We start from the raw sequence: 16,148 nt of genomic DNA on the forward strand, positions 1-16,148 counted from the left end.
GATCATTCATGTCCCTTCCGAAACAGGACGCCGCATTGCTGTCCACGACCTGGACCGAAGGAGTCCTGCTGAAACGCGACGTGTTCTCGACCGTGGAGCGCGGGCGTTTCCGGACGGACTCCGGCGAGGTCGACGCCGTGCTGCGACGACTCGATGAGGTGCCGTGGTGGTCTTATGTTGTCGCGCGGCATCTGTTCGAGCGCGAACGCAAGGCATTGACGCTTGCGCGCGATCTCGGCGTCGGACCAAAGCTGTTGTGGAGTGGCCGCCGCTCGCTGGTGCGCGGCTTCATCGACGGCGTTGCGCTGCATCTTGCCAGACCCAATGGCGATGTCGCCTACTTCCGCTCCGCCAAGGCGGCGCTGCGCAAGCTGCATCGCGCCGGCATCTGCCACAACGATCTCGCCAAGGAACAGAACTGGCTGCGCGGCAGCGACGGCCGCGCCTACCTCACCGACTTCCAGCTAGCCGCCTGCTTCATGCGCCGCTCGCCGCTGTTTCGCCTCGCCGCTTACGAAGACCTGCGGCATCTCCTGAAGCACAAGCGCACTTATGCGCCGGAGGCCCTGACGCCGCGTGAGCGCAGGATACTTGCACGCAAGTCAGTTATCGCGCGCACCTGGCTGATGACCGGCAAGAAGGTGTATCAGGCCATCACGCGCGGGCTGTTCAGCTTCACCGACCGCGAGGGCGGCGGCCGTCGTCTCGTCAACGACGCCCCTGTGCTGATCGCGCGCATCCGCGAAAACAGCGAGGTGCGCGACGCGGCCATCGTCGCCTTCGCGGATCGCCGCAGCGGCGTCGGGCTTTATGCCTTTGTGGAAGCCGATCTGCCCGGACTGGAAACGCAATTGCGCTCGGCGCTCGCCTCGGCGCGCGACCCCAAACCGCCGGAGCACATCCAGATCGTTCCCCGTTTGCCGCGTGATGCAAGTGGTCAAGTGCGCACGGAAATCCTCCAGCTCATTGCGATGAACCAGATCGATCTGATCGAGCCGCTGATCGCGAGCCCCGCGGACCGTGAATTCTTCCGCGGTATTCTGGAGAGCCGGAAAAACCTGCGCGACCGCTTCAACTTTGCTTCGACCGACCAGGCGCTACCGTCCTGATCCATCAGCCGCGAAATGGTCTCGCATGCGAGGCTCGCCACAACGTCCACAGAATGCGCAGCGGCGATGCAGGCTGCGGCACGAAGGGATTGTTACTTGCGCGCGCCAGATCGTTCAACGCACGGCGCACCATTGCGAGCGGGAGATAGACAGTGCGCGGTTCCGGCGACAATTCCGGCAGCGTGGCCATCGCCTTGTCCAGATGCGACCGCGCACCGTCCGCCAGTTCGCGGAGAGCTGCGCGAAGCGCCAGCGTGTCCTGGCCCGCAAACATCTTTTCCGGATCGGCGCCGTGCCGTTCCAGCAATTGCAGCGGCACGAACGACTGCCGTCGCGATGCGTCAAAACCTAGCCGCGCGATCACCTGCGCGATGCCGTGCGCAAGGCCGGCGTCGCGCGCCAGATGATCCATCGCATCGGTCTCGTGTCCGACGACGCGTGCGGCGAGCGAAAATACCGCGCATGACGTATCGTCGAGATATTGTTCCAGCACCGCCATGTCCGGCATCGGATCGTTGTAGAGGTCGAACTGATGCGCCTCGATCAGCCGGGACAGACGTTCGACCGGCAGGCCATGGTCGCGGATCGCGAGCAACAGTTCGGCCGCGACCGGATTGCCTTCGACGCCGCCGTGGCCCTCGCCTGAAAGGACGTCCGTCCACCATTGCAAACGGACTTCACCGGCCAGCGGCTGGGTGATCTGCTGCCTGACCTTGGCGATCTCGACGTTGAAAGCATAAAGGGCCAGCAGCGCACGGCGGCAACGCAGCGGCGCGAACAGCGTTGCCGCATAGCTTTCGAAATCCTGGTTGCGCACAAGCTCCGCGCAGAACGCAGCGGACGAATTTTCAGATGCCCCGCCGCTCATGACGTCACGCGCAGGACCGTCGGGTGCCGCCTCGCCATCGTTTTTGTCACGGAACGGCAACGAGCGCCATCAGGCGCTGCCAATGCGGTGAGGTTCTCATGGAACAGCTATCAGCGCCGCCGCGACCCGGCGCCGCTCGCCCAGCATGATGTTGTAGGTCCGGATCGCCGCTCCGGTCAGCATGGTGTCCACTCCGACGCTCACGCGGCGCAGAGCCTGGCGCAGCTCGTCAGGGGCAAGCCAGACTTCTGTGCCCGTGCCGATCAGCAACGTATCGATCGCGGCCGAGCCTGCGAAGACACGCGCCAGCGCATGGCGGTCGATGTCGTCCGGCCGGGTTATGGGCCATGCCCAGATCCCGTCCGGCAGGCACAGCAGGGAGCCGCGATGCGACATGGTGTCAAAGCGGAATCCGCCGCTGCCGTAGGCCTCGATCGCCGCAGGCCGCGGAAGGTGCGGCACCTCCGGCAGGTCGGCACTCACGACTTCGATGGCTTCCGAGCTTTGGCCGGCTTTTCGGACTTGATCTTCTTTTCCGGTTTAGCCGCCTTTTCGGGTTTGGCCAGTTCCTCAGGCTTGGCGGTCTCAGGCTGCTTGGCCGCCTTGTCGGAACTTGTCACCTGAGTCTTGGCCGGCCTCTCCTCGACATCGGCACGATGATCACCGACCCCGAGATAGATCAGGATCGGCGCCGCGATGAAGATCGAGGTGTAGGTGCCGACCAGCACCACGCCGAACATCATCACGGCAGTGAAGCTGTGGATGGCCGGTCCGCCGAACAGCAGCAACGCAAGCAAGGCGAGCGTCACCGTGACGTGAGTAATGATCGAGCGCGACAGCGTCGAGTTGATCGACTCGTTGAGCAACTCAGGCATCGGCATTTTCTTGTAACGCCGCAGCATCTCGCGGATCCGGTCGTAAATGACGACGGTATCGTTCAGCGAGTAACCCAGAATGGTCAGAAGCGCGGCGATGCTGGTGAGATCGAAATCGACCTGCGAGATCGACATGAAGCCGATGGTCAGCACGATGTCATGCACGTTGGCGATCATCGCCCCGAGCGCGAACTGCCACTCGAACCGGAACCAGAGATAGATCAGGATGCCGAGGATCGCGAGCATCAGGCCGATCATGCCGTAGGCAAGCAGTTCGCCGGATACGCGCGGCCCGACCACTTCGACGCGGCGATAGTTGACGGTCTCGCCCAGCGCGCCGCGCACTTTCTGCACGGCCGCCTGCTGTGCGGCGTCGCCGCCCGGCTGCTCGGCAACGCGAATCAGCACTTCAGTCGGGCCGCCGAATTGTTGTAGCTGGACCTCGCCGAGACCGAGACCGTTCAGCTTCGTGCGCATCGTCCCGATATCGACGTCGCCGGACTTTGCCTGGATTTCCAGCAGCGTGCCGCCCTTGAAATCGATGCCGAAATTCAGACCGTGCGTGAAGAACAGCGTGATGGCGACGATCGACAGTACGGCCGATATCGGAAAGCTGATGCGGCGGAAGCGGGTGAAATCGAAATGCGTGTCGTCCGGGACGATCCGCAGCGACGGCAGCAGGTTGAAGCAACTGACGATGGTCAGCACGACAATGAGGGCACCGAGCCCGAGCAAAATCCAGTGAGTCACAGCCGGCTCCGCGTCATCAGATCGGCACGCTTTGCGGCCGCTTCCAGCGCACCCATGTTGCGACGATCAGCCGGGTCACCTCGAATGCGGTGAACACCGTGGTGATGATGCCGATGCCGAGCGTCACGGCGAAGCCGCGCACCGGGCCGGTGCCGATATAGAACAGCACCGCTGCGGCGATGAACGTCGTGATGTTGGAATCCAGGATCGTCGCCAGCGCGCGTTTGAAGCCGGCGTCGATCGCCGAAATCGCGGTGCGGCCGCCGCGAAGTTCCTCTCGGATGCGCTCATAGATCAGCACGTTGGAATCGACGGCGATGCCAACCGTGAGCACGATGCCGGCGATGCCGGGCAGCGTCAGCGTCGCGTTCAATAACGACAGCACGCCGAAAATCATGGCGACGTTGATGGCGACGGCGATATTCGCAAACACCCCGAACAGCCGGTAGGTCAGCAACATGAACAGGATGACCATGATCGAACCGACATAGGCGGCAAGCTCGCCTTTTTCGATCGAATCTTGTCCGAGGCCGGGACCGACGGTGCGTTCCTCGATGATGGTCAGCGGCGCCGGCAGCGCGCCGGCGCGCAGCAGGATCGCAAGGTCGTTGGCCTCCTGCACCGTGAAATTCCCCGAAATCTGGCCGGAGCCGCCGGTGATCGGTTCGCGGATGACGGGTGCGGAGATCACCTCGTTGTCGAGGATGATGGCGAATGGCTGTCCGACGTTTTCCGACGTCGCCTGCGCGAACTTGCGCGCGCCGTTGCTGTTGAACCGGAAGGTCACGATCGGCTCGCTGGTGCGCGAATCGAATCCGGGCTGCGCGTCGATCAGGTCGCCGCCGGAGACGAGCACCTGCTTCTTGACGACGTAAGGCGTCTTGGGCGCCTGCGAACTCATCAGCACTTCGGAATCGGCGGGCACCCGGCCTTGCAGGGCCTGTTCGGGCGACACGCTCGAATCGACCATGCGGAAGTCCATCTTGGCGGTCTTGCCGAGAATTTCCTTCAGCCGCGTCGGGTCCTGCAGTCCCGGCACCTGCACCAGAATGCGATCGGCGCCCTGGCGCTGGATCAGCGGTTCGACCGTGCCGAGTTCGTTGACGCGCTTCTCGATGATCTGGATCGACTGCTCGACCGACTGGCGGATGCGGTCGGTGATCGCAGCCTGCGGGACCGTGAGGCGGATCACCCCGCCTTCAGCACTACTGATTTCAAGGCTGCGCTGACCGCTGGAGCCGAGCAGGCCACCTAGCGGTTGCGACAGCTCGCGCAACTTGCCAAGCGCGGTCTGGAATTCATCCTCCTTGCTGATGCGCACCTCGACAGCGCCGTTCTTCACGGCAAGGCCGGTATAGGCGATCCGCGCGTCCCGCAGCGCCTTGCGTGCGTCGTCGCGGACCTGATCGAGTTTCTCTTTCTTGACGTAGTTGGAATCGACCTCGAGCAGCAGATAGGAGCCGCCCTGAAGATCGAGCCCGAGCACGAGGTGGCGCTGCGCCCATTTCGGCCAGGTCTTGACCTGCGCCTCCGGAAAGAAATTCGGCACGGCGCATAGGCAGACCAGGAGGGCGGTCAAGACGATCGCCAGCGCTTTCCACCGCGTGAAGTACAGCATCGAGATAACCCGTCAGCGCGCGGCGTTGTCATCCTTGGCGTCCTCGCCCTTGGCGCGCGCCTTTGCCGATTCACCTTTGGTCGGCTCGCCCTTGGCCGGCTCGCCCTTGGCGCGGACGATCGAGATCATCTGCCGCATCTGCCGCACCCGGACGCCGTCCGCGATTTCGAACTCGATCTGCTCGTCGTCCACAACCTTGGTGACCTTTCCGACCAGACCGCTCGAGGTGATGACGGTGTCGCCGCGGCGAATATTCTTCACGAGCTCGTTATGCTCTTTCGCCTTCTTCTGCTGCGGCCGGATGATCAGGAAATACATGATGATGAAGATCAGCGCGAACGGCAGCAACGACATCAGCAGGCTGTTGGTATCGCCGGCACCGGCAGCCTGAGCAAACGCAGGGGTTATGAACATTCGGACGTTTCCTTGAAACGGAGCAGCCAGGACGACGCAGAGTCGTCCGGTGGAGATCAAATTCGCGCGGACTATAGCGGCAGCAGTCCCAATTGCAACGCTGCCAGCCCCTTGATAGGGCCTCATTATTCCGCGGCTTGCGGGCAGCGGGGCACCCCGTTAAGGGTGCGCGGTCAGGAAAGGACAAGATGGCAAAAAAGTCACGAAAACCCGGCTCCCGCAAAACACCGGGGGCTCGACCCGGAAAAACGATCGGCGGCGCGACAAAAGGTCCGGAATCGACGGCCCTGGCTGCTGCGGAACGCATCGCCAGCGCGCTTGAGGCGATCGCCGCAGCCATGTCCTCGGCGGCGGCAAAACCCGACAACGGCCGTACGCTTGCGAGCGCCGACGCCTTCATCTGGCATCCGGACGGACGACTGGCGCCGGTGCCGCGCGTCAGCCGCGTTGATCTCGATCTCCTCAGGGGTATCGACCGGCTGCGGGACATCCTGATCGAGAATACCGAGCGCTTCGCCAAGGGCCTGCCCGCGAATAACGCCCTGCTCTGGGGCGCGCGCGGCATGGGCAAATCGTCGCTGGTCAAGGCGGCGCATGCCAGCGTCAACGCTGCGGTCAACGGGCAACTCAAGCTGATCGAAATTCACCGCGAGGATATCGAGAGTCTGCCGGGACTGATGGAGCAGCTTCGCTTGTCGGAGTTTCGTTTCATCGTATTCTGCGACGACCTCTCGTTCGACGGCAATGACGCCTCCTACAAATCGCTGAAGGCGGTGTTGGAGGGTGGCATCGAGGGACGCCCCGACAACGTCATCCTGTACGCGACGTCGAACCGCCGCCACCTGCTGGCGCGCGACATGATCGAAAACGAACGATCGACAGCGATCAATCCCGGCGAGGCCGTCGAGGAAAAGGTTTCGCTGTCCGACCGGTTCGGCCTCTGGCTCGGCTTTCATCGCTGCAGCCAGGACGAATATCTCGCGATGGTGCGCGGCTATTGCGCCCACTTCGGCATCAAGCTCGACGACACCAAACTTGAACGGGAGGCGCTGGAATGGTCGACCACGCGCGGCTCGCGATCAGGACGCGTCGCCTGGCAGTTCACGCAGGAACTGGCGGGCCGGCTTGGCGTGCGGCTGGCGAGGTAAGCGCTTCATCTTATCGCAAGCGTGCAATTAGAGGCGCCGTCAGGAGTTCGACGCCATCAGCGCAAAGTGGCCACGGCGAGTCCGGAGCCTTTCCTGGAGCGCGACCTGCAGCCGACCCGGCTCAGGGATGAGGAGTGGAACTGCAGGTTTGGCCCAAGGCTGTCACGCCCCGTTGAGGAAATGAAGCGGGTCAACCGGTGAAGATCCTTTTCGGATCTCGAAGTGGAGCTGCGGCGACGCCGCTTGGCAGTTCACGCAGGAACTGGCGGGCCGGCTTGGCGTGCGGCTGGCGAGGTAAGCGCTTCATCTTATCGCAAGCGTGCAATTAGAGGCGCCGTCAGGAGTTCGACGCCATCAGCGCAAAGTGGCCACGGCGAGTCCGGAGCCTTTCCTGGAGCGCGACCTGCAGCCGACCCGGCTCAGGGATGAGGAGTGGAACTGCAGGTTTGGCCCAAGGCTGTCACGCCCCGTTGAGGAAATGAAGCGGGTCAACCGGTGAAGATCCTTTTCGGATCTCGAAGTGGAGCTGCGGCGACGCCGCTTCGCCCGACTGACCCGACTTGGCAATGACCTGGCCGCGCTTGATGGTATCTCCACGCTTCACCAACAACTCACTCGCATGGGCATATGCGGTCACGTAACCGTTGGGATGCCGAACCAGGATCAGGTTGCCGTAACCTTTGAGCTCGTTGCCGGAATAGGCAACGACGCCATCCTCAGCCGCCTTGACGGGCGTGCCCTCGGGCACGGCGACGTTGATGCCGTCATTCGACTTGCCGTTGGTCCTGGCGCCATAGGCTGCGATCACGCGGCCGCGCACCGGCCAGCGGAAGGTCGGCAGCGCACCGGTTGCTTCGGCTGTCTTCGTCGCCGGCTTGACCACGGCCTCTTCGGGCGTCGTCGCCGCAACCGCGAGATTGACCTTCTGCACCGGACCTTCCGGCGCCGCCGCCGCAGTGTGAACCACAGGCGCAGCCGCAGCGGGAGGAGCAGCCGCCGCAGCGGCAACAGGCTGCGCGGCGACCGCGGCGGCCTTCGTCGGCACCGCAATCTTCATGCCGACCTTTAATGTCGCACCCGGCTGCAGGCCGTTGGCGCGGGCAAGCTCGCCGACTGCGATATGATTGCGGCGCGCGATGCTCATCAGCGTGTCGCCGCGATTGACGTAGTGGACGGCGGAGCCGGCCTCGGCGACCGCGACGGGTTTCGCAGCCGGACCGGCGTGAGTTTCCGCCGCCGCCGCGCGCTTCGGAATGATCAGTTGCTGGCCGGGCTGCAACCGGCGGGGGCCGCGGTAACCGTTGGCCTTGAGGATTTCGGCGGTGGAGACGCCATAGCGGTGCGAGAGCCCCTCTAGCGTATCGCTGGTGCCGACGATGATCGGGGTGCCGCCGTTGTGATTCCACCCGTCCCGCGATGCGACAGGACCGGTGGACTCGATCGGACGCGCCGGCGGCGCAGACGGGTGGACGTTTCGCCCGCTGTCAGAGACGCTCGACGCCACCGGATAGGTTTTCGGCGTCGAGATCGGCGGCGGCAGCGGCCGGGATTGATACGATGATTGATATTGCGGCCGAGAATACTGCGGCAACTCGCGGTGTTGAACAGGAGCCGCGGGCGCTGCCGCCACCGAGCCGGTGGACTCGCGCTGCCACCCGAAATTTGACTGCTGCGGCCCACTGTCGATCTGCGCGAGGCGCGAAGACATGTCGGCGCTGCATCCGGCAAAACCGATCGACACCAGCGCCAGCACCGCGACCTGCGGTACCCGACGCGAGCAAAGCACCTCGACGATACGGGACATGGTTACTCACTCGACGCAACTTAACTACAAAATTGACTAAACACGCCCTGAGTAAACAAGCCTTTAACCGTGACACGCCGCCGCCTTGAAAATTAATGTCGCTGGAACAATGTGTTGCGGCGGTGAATGAATCAGCACCCGATCGGTGGGCCAGTACCACCTTCCGAAGTTCGTGGGGGCACAACACCCGCCTTCAATGAACTTCAGGAAACGACGGGTGCTCGCAACTTTATGCTTGTAGCCCCGCTCTCGATTGAAATTCCTGAAGACAAACCCGCTGCAATAATATCCTAAAGCTCGCGGGCGATGCCGGGCAGCGCCGGCACGAAGCGCACGTCGATCAGCTCCTTGCGAGCGAGTCCGGCGGTGGTGCGCCGGAGAAGTATCAGCGTCTGCCGTCCGTTGTGCGGTCCGACCGGCGCGATCAGAAGCCCGCCGGGCTCGATCCGGGCTATCAGCCCGTCGGGAATCCGCTCCATCGCCGCCGTCACCAGAATGCGGTCGAACTGTCCCGCTTCGGCAGGAATGTCGAAGCCGTCGCCCAGCATGACCTCGACGTTGTCGCAACCGAGTTGCTCCAGTCGGGCGCGAGCGCGATCGGCAAGCTCGCGAAATCGCTCGATGGTCACGACCTCGCGACATAGGCGCGACAGGATCGCGGCCTGATAGCCCGAGCCCGTGCCGATCTCCAGCACGCGGCTGTCGTCGCGCAATTCCAGCCGCTCCGTCATATAGGCAACCACGAAGGGCTGGCTGATGGTCTGGCCGCAGGCGATGCCGAGCGCGGTGTCGCACCAAGCGTCGCCGCGATCGCTCTCCTCCACGAAGACATCGCGCGGAACGCTGTCCATCGCGCGCAGCACACGCTGGTCGCTGATGCCGCGTCGCCGCAAGGTGAGCTGAAACATCATCTTTTCAGGCGGCAGGCGATTGTCGGGGGGCATGGGCGGGATCTCGAGCGCTGGCGTCTGGTCACAGCGGATATCAAGATATGTTGATGCAATCTGCCCGGATCATCCGCCGGGTCAATCCGGACTTTCAAAATTTTTGTTCCCCGTCCGGAACGGGGCGGCTCTGCCCGTCCCTCCGGAGATGCCGGGAGCCTCAAAATTACGCCCAAAGTAGCTGCAATTCGACCCCGCAATACCTTATCATGCGCTCGCCGCGGCAGCGGCACGCATTGCCTTGGTCGGCGTAATTTGCGACCCTGTATTGGAAATGGGCAAGGGATCAGTCTCCTCCATGGCGCCAATCAAACCGCCCGGTGGCTCGGTATTCCTCGTCGAGGACGAGGTCATGATCCGCATGATGGTTGCGGACATGCTGGAAGAGCTTGGCTACAGCATCGCCGCGGAATCCGGCGATATCGACCAAGCGCTCATGCTCGCGCAGACCACTGACTTCGACATCGCAATCCTCGACGTCAACGTCAACGGCAAGCTGATTTCCCCTGTGGCCGACGCGATCGAAGAACGCAACCGACCTTTCATTTTCGCAACCGGCTACGGGACACAGGGCCTGCCGCCGGAATATCGCGACCGCCCGGCGTTGCAGAAACCATTCCAGATGGAAAACCTCGCCGTCATGATCGAGAGCACACTCAACCGCAGCGCCACGGCCGAGCGCAGCTAGGCAGCGCGGTCACCCGCTCCCCAGCGTGACAGCGCGTCCTACTTCAAGGCCGTCGTCAGAACCTTGAGGAACACATCGTCGGTGCGATCCAGCCGCAACGGCGTCACCGAGACACATCGCGACGCGATCGCCGCGAGATCGGTCCCTGCCGCCGGGGTATCCGCGGCGTCGGCCTTCTCGAATCCGATCCAGAAATACGGGTTGCCGCGGCCGTCGCGGCGTTCAACGATCTTGAGAAAGCCGAGATTGCGCTTGCCCATCCGCGTCACCAGCACCCCCGCCACATCCTGCGGCGCGCAGGCCGGAAAATTGACATTGACCACCGTGTTTTTGGGAATGCCGGCGTCGATCACCTTGCGCAGAATCTGCGGCCCGAACGTGAGCGCGGTTTCCCATACCGGCCTGTCGCCGGTCTCCATGCTGAATTCCTGCGACAGCGCGAACGACGGCAGTCCAAGCATCGTGCCCTCAAGCGCGCCCGCGATGGTGCCGGAATAAACCACGTCCTCAGCGACGTTGCGGCCCCGATTGACACCGGACAGCACGAGATCGGGCCCCTTTTTACCGAGAATGTGCCGCGATCCCATGATCACGCAATCGGTCGGCGTGCCCTTCACCGCGAAATGGCGCGGTCCGATTTCGCGCAGCCGCAGCGGATCGTTGAGCGACAGCGAATGCGAGACGCCGGACTGATCGTGCTCCGGCGCGACTACCCAGACATCGTCCGACAGCTCATTTGCGATCTGCTCGATGATCTCAAGGCCCGGCGCGTTGATGCCGTCGTCGTTAGTACAGAGGATTCGCATTCGTGAGGTTGCCTTTTCCGGCCTTTGATCCCCGAGTTGGTATCAAAGTTGCCGCACCGGGTGAGGAGCTTCGGAATCCGGACGCGAGCGCCGTTCGGACACCTCTTATCCGGCCCGGCCAAACCTTGCAAACCTGACTTTCCACCCTGGCCTGCGGACTTTTACGACGAGCGTGATGCATCTCACATCATCCTCAAACCGGAGCGTGTACCCCTGATGCGACGCCGGGACTCCTCCCGGCTCGACGACAGGAGTGAGACATGCATAGCGACATAAGAGAGCTGACCGCAGGCGAACTCAAGGAAGTCGGCGGCGGCGAGATCACCGTCGTCGCCGACAAGGATTATTTCGGGATCGAGGTGTCCTTCGGCAAATACGGCGTCGCAGTCTGGGTCACCGGCGGCTCGGTCTGTGGTCAGATCAAAACGCCATCTCATATCGGCGGAACGTGCATTCCCTGATCTCCGAGGGCGGCGTCACACGCGCCGCCCGCACCAGTCTGCCCTCACTGCGCGTTTCCGGACGCACAAGCGTTGTCCGCGCGGGCGCGTTGCAAGAACCCCTTGGCCAGCGCGTGGTAGACGCCTTCCTTGCAGACCAGCCGCGAGCTGCCATAGGCAATCAGCGCTGCCGCCATCAGCGGCACCACCATGGCGTGATTATCGGTCATTTCCGTCACGATCACGAAGGCGGTGATCGGCGCCTGCACGACGCCCGCGAAATACGACACCATGCCGAGCAGCAGGATTGCACCCATCGGCGTGCCCGGGAAAAAATGAGCCACGTTGGATCCGAGGCCCGCGCCCGCCGCGAGCGAGGGCGAAAAGATCCCGCCGGGAATGCCGCTCACAGTGGAAAACAGGGTTGCAAGCAGTTTCAGCACCCCGAAACTCTCGGGCAGCGGCGCTTCGCTCTCCAGCGCGTGTTTCACCTGCGCATAGCCTGTGCCGTAGATCGTGTCGCCGGACAGGTATCCGCACACGGCGACGCCAAGCCCGCACGCAAAAGCAAATGCAAGCGGATGGCGCTTGATGAGCAAGCCGAGCCGCCCCGGAAGCCCGAACGCCACCAGGATCACAAGACGGCTAAACAATCCGCCAGCAAGGCCGCCGACGACGCCGCAGATCGGCACCGCCAGCCAGTCGACGCCGTTGCCGAGCGTGGTCGCGGTGTGGCCGAAGTAGGCGTAATTTCCGACCAGCGCCAGCGATGTCAGCCCGGCAGCGATTACGGTGCCGATGATCAGGCCGCTGGTGCGCACCTCGAAGGCGCGGCTCATTTCCTCGATGCCGAAGACGATCCCCGCAAGCGGCGTGTTGAAGGCCGCAGCGACGCCTGCGGCCGCTCCCGCAAGGATCAATCCGGGCTGGCGGCGCGGCGACATCCGCCCGATCGCGAACATGATGGACGCGCCGATCTGCACCGTAGGCCCCTCGCGCCCCACCGATGCACCGCAGAGCAGCCCCAGTACGGTGAGAAGGATTTTCCCGACGCCGATACGAAACGAGACCAGCCGGCCGCGCGCCTCATGGTCGCCGAGCTGACGCGCCGCGATGGCCTGCGGAATGCCGCTGCCTTGCGAGTTCGGAAAGAACCGCAAGGTGAGAAACACCGACAGCACAAATCCGAGCGGGGTGACGACGAAGGACGCGTAGCGCCATTTTTCGAGCAGGCGCGCGAACAGAAACTGGGCGAGGTCGGAGGCCTGCGTCAGTCCCACCGCCGCCGCGCCGACGGCAACACCGCCCGCGACGAAAATGACCCGCCGCTGCCACCGGGTCGAGATGACCCGGACCGATCGCAATTGCCGTTCGGTGAGGTGCGGCCTCTGCATCATCCCTCGCGGCCGATCGCCTTGCGGCCGCCCATGTAAGGCTGCAGCACGTCAGGCACGGCGATGGAGCCGTCGGCCTGCTGGTAGGTCTCCATCACCGCGATCAGCGCGCGGCCGACCGCGGTGCCGGAGCCGTTCAGCGTATGCACGAAGCGCGGCTTGCCGTCGCTTGCCCGATAGCGGGCGTCCATGCGTCGCGCCTGGAAATCGCCGCATACCGAGCAGGACGAAATCTCGCGATAGGCGCCCCCCTCACCTTGCCCCGGCATCCAGACCTCGATGTCGTAGGTCTTCTGCGAGGCAAAGCCCATGTCGCCGGTGCACAGCGTCATCACGCGGTAATGCAGGCCGAGCCGGCGCAGCACCTCCTCGGCACAGGACAACATGCGCTCGTGTTCGTCTTTTGATGCTTCCGGCGTCGTGATCGACACCAGTTCGACTTTGCTGAACTGATGCTGACGGATCATGCCGCGGGTATCGCGCCCCGCAGCGCCAGCTTCGGCGCGGAAACACGGCGTCAGCGCGGTGAAGCGTAGCGGCAGTTCTTTTTCGTCGAGAATGGAGTCGCGGACGAGATTTGTGAGCGGGACTTCGGCGGTGGGGATGAGCCATTTACGGGAACTTAGCTCAAGCCGCCTCTGAGCTATAACGCCCGCAAAACGAAGCGCTTTTGCTACTACTCGTGTAGTCGGGCTTTTAGAGTTTGGTGAGAATTTTTCCTGATGACCGATCAGTCTTTCTCTGAATTTTCGATACTCAGCCAAAGCCATTTTGGTTGGTTCGGCTCCAAGAACTGAAAACTGATCCTCCCGAAACTTCGGCAATTGCGCCGTGCCGAACATCGCATCGTTGCGCACCAGGAGCGGCGGATTGACTTCGGTGTAGCCGTGCTCGCCGGTGTGGACGTCGAGAAAGAACTGACCGATGGCGCGTTCGAGCCGCGCCAGCCCCCGCTTCAGCACGACGAAGCGCGCGCCTGACAGTTTCGCCGCCGCCTCGAAATCCATGTCGCCGAGCGCGCCGCCGAGATCGTCATGCGGCTTCGGCGCAAAGGCATAGTCGCGCTTCTTGCCGAAGATATGATGCTGCACGTTGCCATGCTCGTCGGCACCCTCGGGCACGTCGTCGAGTGGCAGGTTTGGAATCTCGGCCAGCGCCTTTTTCAACTCCTCGTCCGCCGTCTTCGCCGCCGCTTCCATGTCGGGCATGGTGGTCTTGAGTTCGGCGACCTCGGCCATCAGCTTCGCGGCGCGCGCCTCGTCTTTCGCCTTCTTGGCCTCGCCGATCTCTTTCGATGCCGCATTGCGCCGCGCCTGCGCCTGTTCGGACGCGAGAATGGCCGCGCGGCGCTTCTCGTCGATCGCGAGCAGCGACGCTGCCAAGGGCTCAAGTCCCCGCCGTTTCAGCGCGGCATCGAATGCTTGCGGGTTATCGCGGATCGCCTTGATGTCGTGCATGAAAGTCAGTCCAAAAGAGAATAAGCGGCGAGAGCAGCGGCATCATGTCCGCGAAAGCGGGCATCCAGTAACCCGAATGGCCGGAATTGGAAACCGTTGGCAAACGATGACGACGGGAATCGGGGAGATGATAGCAGATGAGTCCGGCTGGGCGGCCCCTACTCCGCCGGGTTTCCCGCCGGCGGCGAGGTGGCCGTCGCGCCGGCCGCCTTGGCGGCTTTTTTCTCGACCATGCCGACGGCGATGATCGAGCCCTCGTAGAGCAGGAGCAGCGGCAGCGCCAGCGAGGTCTGGCTCAGCACGTCGGGCGGCGTCAGCACCGCCGCGATGACGAAGGCGGCGACGATGAAATAGCGGCGCTTGTCGCGCAGCATCTTCGAGGTGACGACGCCGATCCGCCCGAGCAGCGTCAGGATCACTGGCAGCTGGAAGGCGATGCCGAAGGCGAAGATCAGCGACATCGTCAGCGACAGGAATTCGCCGACCTTGGGCAGCAGCTGGATTTGCGCGGTTTCGGGGCCCGACACCTGCTGCATGCCGAGCGAGAAGCGCACGATCATCGGCAGCACCACGAAATAGACCACCAGTGCGCCGAGCACGAAGAAAACCGGCGTGGCGATCAGGTACGGCAGGAACGCCTTACGCTCATGTTTGTAGAGACCCGGCGCCACGAATTTGTAGATCTGCGTCGCCACGATCGGAAACGAGATAAAGCCCGCGCCGAACAGCGCGAGCTTTAACTGGGTGATGAAGTATTCGAGCAGCGCGGTGTAGATGAATTTCGAATTCTCCGGCCCCGCGACCCAGACGAACGGCCATATCAGGATGTTGTAGATCTGCTTGGCGAAGAAGAAACAGAAAATGAAAGCGATGCCGAAGCCGACCAGCGCCTTGATCAGCCGCGAGCGCAGCTCGATCAGGTGATCCATCAGCGGGGCCTTGCTGGCCTCGATGTCTTCGGCGCTCATGACGCTTTGACGTCCTTGACCGCTTCGTCGTTACCGGCCTCATGCGGCGTCTCATGCCGGACCGGCTCTGGCCTGGCAGGAACGCTCTGAAAATTGCGCGTGATCGCCAACGGCTCGGATGGAGGCGCCACGGCATCGGCTGTCGTAGAAGGCTCAGGCGTCGCAGCCTCCGGCATTGCCGCTGCGCTTGCGGAAGCGCCATCGACGGATGGGGCAGGCTTATCAAAATCCTCAAGCCTCGGCGGCTCGCCGAGCGTTTCCGTCAGCCTGGTCATCAGCTTGCCGCTGGTTAGTCCGCTGGTGGCGTCCCGCACCTCGTCGAAGGATTTTTTCAGGTCGGCCATTTCGGCCTCGCGCATCGCTTCGTTGAACTGGCCCTGGAATTCGGCGGCCATCCTGCGCGCCTTGCCCATCCACTGTCCGATCGTGCGCAACACCCCGGGCAGTTCCTTCGGGCCGATGGCGATCAGCGCGACGACCGCGATGACGACCAGTTCACTCCACCCGATGTCGAACATGAAATTTTCCGCTCACGCGAGGGATTAACGCGCGTTGACAGCCCGGCCGCCTCGCAGTCCTCGCATTATTGTCGCGGATTCGCGACCTTTCAGCCGTGGCGCGTCAGACCGTCTTGCTGCCGACGTCGGACCGGTTCGTGCCGGACGCCTCCGCGTTATGGTCGATCGACTTCACGGGCTCGGGCTTTTCCGCAGTGGTCTCATCGTCCTTCATGCCCTTCTTGAAGGCCTTGATGCCCTGCGCGACGTCGCCCATCAGGTCTGAAATCTTCCCGCGGCCGAACAGCAGCAGGACGATCGCGATCACCACGATCCAGTGCCAGATGCTCAGTGAACCCATCCTGCAA

General features: G+C 63.2%; 16 protein-coding genes and 2 pseudogenes. 4 read left to right on the forward strand and 14 right to left on the reverse strand.

Features of this window, described 5'->3' with window-relative positions; all coding sequences use genetic code 11:
- The first annotated feature begins 8 nt into the window (after window positions 1-8).
- Window positions 9-1,109, forward strand: a complete 1,101-nt coding sequence (locus tag BGO16_RS00390) for a serine/threonine protein kinase (protein ID WP_292616103.1) — start codon at window positions 9-11, stop codon at window positions 1,107-1,109.
- Window positions 1,110-1,113: 4 nt separating this feature from the next.
- On the opposite strand, the gene BGO16_RS00395 is transcribed toward BGO16_RS00390, so the two are convergent.
- The 5 genes from BGO16_RS00395 to yajC form a co-directional block, all read right to left on the reverse strand.
- On the reverse strand, window positions 1,114-1,977 hold the full coding sequence (locus BGO16_RS00395) for a phytoene/squalene synthase family protein (RefSeq protein WP_292616191.1): 864 nt from the start codon (window positions 1,975-1,977) through the stop codon (window positions 1,114-1,116).
- Window positions 1,978-2,073: 96 nt separating this feature from the next.
- The gene (locus BGO16_RS00400) at window positions 2,074-2,460 is read right to left on the reverse strand and encodes an Mth938-like domain-containing protein (RefSeq protein WP_292616105.1); all 387 of its coding nucleotides are present in this window, start codon (window positions 2,458-2,460) and stop codon (window positions 2,074-2,076) included.
- On the reverse strand, window positions 2,457-3,602 hold the full coding sequence (gene secF, locus BGO16_RS00405) for a protein translocase subunit SecF (protein WP_292616107.1): 1,146 nt from the start codon (window positions 3,600-3,602) through the stop codon (window positions 2,457-2,459). The genes BGO16_RS00400 and secF overlap by 4 nt, the downstream gene beginning before the upstream one ends.
- 16 nt (window positions 3,603-3,618) lie before the next feature.
- Window positions 3,619-5,220, reverse strand: a complete 1,602-nt coding sequence (secD, locus tag BGO16_RS00410) for a protein translocase subunit SecD (protein WP_292616109.1) — start codon at window positions 5,218-5,220, stop codon at window positions 3,619-3,621.
- Window positions 5,221-5,232: 12 nt separating this feature from the next.
- Entirely contained in the window at window positions 5,233-5,634 is a 402-nt protein-coding gene (yajC, locus tag BGO16_RS00415; protein ID WP_292616111.1) for a preprotein translocase subunit YajC, read from the reverse strand.
- Window positions 5,635-5,822: 188 nt separating this feature from the next.
- Here yajC and BGO16_RS00420 point away from each other — a divergent pair, with 188 nt between their 5' ends.
- The gene (locus tag BGO16_RS00420; RefSeq protein ID WP_292616113.1) at window positions 5,823-6,782 is read left to right on the forward strand and encodes an ATP-binding protein; all 960 of its coding nucleotides are present in this window, start codon (window positions 5,823-5,825) and stop codon (window positions 6,780-6,782) included.
- A gap of 460 nt (window positions 6,783-7,242) precedes the next feature.
- Here BGO16_RS00420 and BGO16_RS00425 read toward each other — a convergent pair whose 3' ends face one another.
- Window positions 7,243-8,586 carry a peptidoglycan DD-metalloendopeptidase family protein gene (locus tag BGO16_RS00425; RefSeq protein WP_292616115.1) on the reverse strand — a complete coding sequence of 448 codons (1,344 nt, stop codon included), beginning with the start codon at window positions 8,584-8,586 and terminating at the stop codon, window positions 7,243-7,245.
- Window positions 8,587-8,876: 290 nt separating this feature from the next.
- Window positions 8,877-9,530 (reverse strand): protein-L-isoaspartate(D-aspartate) O-methyltransferase, encoded by a 654-nt coding sequence (locus BGO16_RS00430; RefSeq protein WP_292616117.1) that lies wholly within the window; start codon window positions 9,528-9,530, stop codon window positions 8,877-8,879.
- Window positions 9,531-9,828: 298 nt separating this feature from the next.
- Between BGO16_RS00430 and BGO16_RS00435 the strand changes: the two genes are divergently transcribed.
- A complete protein-coding gene (locus BGO16_RS00435; protein ID WP_292616120.1) occupies window positions 9,829-10,218 on the forward strand; it encodes a response regulator in 390 nt (129 codons plus the stop codon).
- Between the two features lie 38 nt (window positions 10,219-10,256).
- Here BGO16_RS00435 and surE read toward each other — a convergent pair whose 3' ends face one another.
- A complete protein-coding gene (surE, locus tag BGO16_RS00440; protein ID WP_292616122.1) occupies window positions 10,257-11,024 on the reverse strand; it encodes a 5'/3'-nucleotidase SurE in 768 nt (255 codons plus the stop codon).
- Window positions 11,025-11,284: 260 nt separating this feature from the next.
- On the opposite strand from surE, the gene BGO16_RS00445 reads away from it, so the two are divergent.
- On the forward strand, window positions 11,285-11,485 hold the full coding sequence (locus tag BGO16_RS00445) for a hypothetical protein (RefSeq protein WP_292616124.1): 201 nt from the start codon (window positions 11,285-11,287) through the stop codon (window positions 11,483-11,485).
- Window positions 11,486-11,529: 44 nt separating this feature from the next.
- Here the strand turns inward: BGO16_RS00445 and BGO16_RS00450 are convergent, their stop codons facing one another.
- The 6 genes and pseudogenes from BGO16_RS00450 to BGO16_RS00470 all read right to left on the reverse strand — a co-directional run bounded on the left by BGO16_RS00450 (window position 11,530) and on the right by BGO16_RS00470 (window position 16,141).
- Complete coding sequence (locus tag BGO16_RS00450; RefSeq protein ID WP_292616126.1) at window positions 11,530-12,858, reverse strand: chloride channel protein; 1,329 nt, start codon at window positions 12,856-12,858, stop codon at window positions 11,530-11,532.
- A pseudogene (gene serS / locus BGO16_RS18075) lies at window positions 12,858-13,469 on the reverse strand (serine--tRNA ligase); the annotation flags it as partial. The gene BGO16_RS00450 and the pseudogene serS, both read right to left, overlap by 1 nt.
- Before the next feature lie 183 nt (window positions 13,470-13,652).
- Window positions 13,653-14,315, reverse strand: a pseudogene (locus tag BGO16_RS18080) (serine--tRNA ligase); the annotation flags it as partial.
- A 158-nt stretch (window positions 14,316-14,473) separates the two neighbouring features.
- A complete protein-coding gene (tatC, locus tag BGO16_RS00460; RefSeq protein ID WP_292616130.1) occupies window positions 14,474-15,283 on the reverse strand; it encodes a twin-arginine translocase subunit TatC in 810 nt (269 codons plus the stop codon).
- Window positions 15,280-15,801, reverse strand: coding sequence for a Sec-independent protein translocase protein TatB (gene tatB, locus BGO16_RS00465; protein WP_292616133.1), 522 nt, complete (start codon window positions 15,799-15,801; stop codon window positions 15,280-15,282). The genes tatC and tatB overlap by 4 nt, the downstream gene beginning before the upstream one ends.
- 103 nt (window positions 15,802-15,904) lie before the next feature.
- Window positions 15,905-16,141: a twin-arginine translocase TatA/TatE family subunit gene (locus BGO16_RS00470; protein WP_292616136.1), complete on the reverse strand. Its 237-nt coding sequence runs from the start codon at window positions 16,139-16,141 to the stop codon at window positions 15,905-15,907.
- Window positions 16,142-16,148 lie beyond the last annotated feature (7 nt).

This window comes from Nitrobacter sp. 62-23 (assembly GCF_001897285.1).
GTDB lineage: Bacteria > Pseudomonadota > Alphaproteobacteria > Rhizobiales > Xanthobacteraceae > Nitrobacter.

What these genes read in the sequence shown, in the direction of transcription:
- secD (WP_292616109.1), bottom strand. Translation starts at nt 5,220, where the DNA reads ATGCTGTACTTCACGCGGTGGAAAGCGCTGGCGATCGTCTTGACCGCC.
- BGO16_RS00430 (WP_292616117.1), bottom strand. Translation starts at nt 9,530, where the DNA reads ATGCCCCCCGACAATCGCCTGCCGCCTGAAAAGATGATGTTTCAGCTC.
- BGO16_RS00390 (WP_292616103.1), top strand. Translation starts at nt 9, where the DNA reads ATGTCCCTTCCGAAACAGGACGCCGCATTGCTGTCCACGACCTGGACC.
- yajC (WP_292616111.1), bottom strand. Translation starts at nt 5,634, where the DNA reads ATGTTCATAACCCCTGCGTTTGCTCAGGCTGCCGGTGCCGGCGATACC.
- tatB (WP_292616133.1), bottom strand. Translation starts at nt 15,801, where the DNA reads ATGTTCGACATCGGGTGGAGTGAACTGGTCGTCATCGCGGTCGTCGCG.
- BGO16_RS00445 (WP_292616124.1), top strand. Translation starts at nt 11,285, where the DNA reads ATGCATAGCGACATAAGAGAGCTGACCGCAGGCGAACTCAAGGAAGTC.
- BGO16_RS00425 (WP_292616115.1), bottom strand. Translation starts at nt 8,586, where the DNA reads ATGTCCCGTATCGTCGAGGTGCTTTGCTCGCGTCGGGTACCGCAGGTC.
- surE (WP_292616122.1), bottom strand. Translation starts at nt 11,024, where the DNA reads ATGCGAATCCTCTGTACTAACGACGACGGCATCAACGCGCCGGGCCTT.
- BGO16_RS00395 (WP_292616191.1), bottom strand. Translation starts at nt 1,977, where the DNA reads ATGAGCGGCGGGGCATCTGAAAATTCGTCCGCTGCGTTCTGCGCGGAG.
- BGO16_RS00435 (WP_292616120.1), top strand. Translation starts at nt 9,829, where the DNA reads ATGGCGCCAATCAAACCGCCCGGTGGCTCGGTATTCCTCGTCGAGGAC.
- BGO16_RS00450 (WP_292616126.1), bottom strand. Translation starts at nt 12,858, where the DNA reads ATGCAGAGGCCGCACCTCACCGAACGGCAATTGCGATCGGTCCGGGTC.
- tatC (WP_292616130.1), bottom strand. Translation starts at nt 15,283, where the DNA reads ATGAGCGCCGAAGACATCGAGGCCAGCAAGGCCCCGCTGATGGATCAC.
- BGO16_RS00420 (WP_292616113.1), top strand. Translation starts at nt 5,823, where the DNA reads ATGGCAAAAAAGTCACGAAAACCCGGCTCCCGCAAAACACCGGGGGCT.
- BGO16_RS00470 (WP_292616136.1), bottom strand. Translation starts at nt 16,141, where the DNA reads ATGGGTTCACTGAGCATCTGGCACTGGATCGTGGTGATCGCGATCGTC.